Source organism: Streptomyces capoamus, from assembly GCF_014654935.1.
GTDB classification, from domain to species: domain Bacteria; phylum Actinomycetota; class Actinomycetes; order Streptomycetales; family Streptomycetaceae; genus Streptomyces; species Streptomyces capoamus.
Map to the genome: position 1 here is coordinate 10,539 of NZ_BNBF01000001.1, position 279 is coordinate 10,817.

Below are 279 nucleotides of genomic sequence, written 5' to 3' on the forward strand. Positions count from 1 at the left end.
GACGCGGCGGCGGCCGGGGGTGGCGGCTCGGACGTGGCCGTCCCCACGGGGGCGGAGTGGGTTGTGGACGCGGGAGGGGTGCGGGGCGTCGGGCAGGACGCCGGAGGAGGGCGCGACGGAGGGTAGGCGGCGGCGCGGGCCGGAGGCGTGTGACCGGGTGCCGGTCAGGGTTCTTCCGTGCCGGCCAGTCTGCCGAAGTCGTGGTCGGGGACCCTGGGGGGTGCGGCCACGTCGAGGCCGTAGTGGTGGTAGAGCTGGAGTTCCTGTTCGGGGGAGAGG

The 279-nt window shown here is 76.3% G+C and carries 1 pseudogene; it reads right to left on the bottom strand.

The features are described from left to right. Nucleotides 1-164 precede the first annotated feature (164 nt). A pseudogene (locus tag IE312_RS38265) lies at nt 165-279 on the bottom strand (PRC-barrel domain-containing protein); the annotation flags it as partial.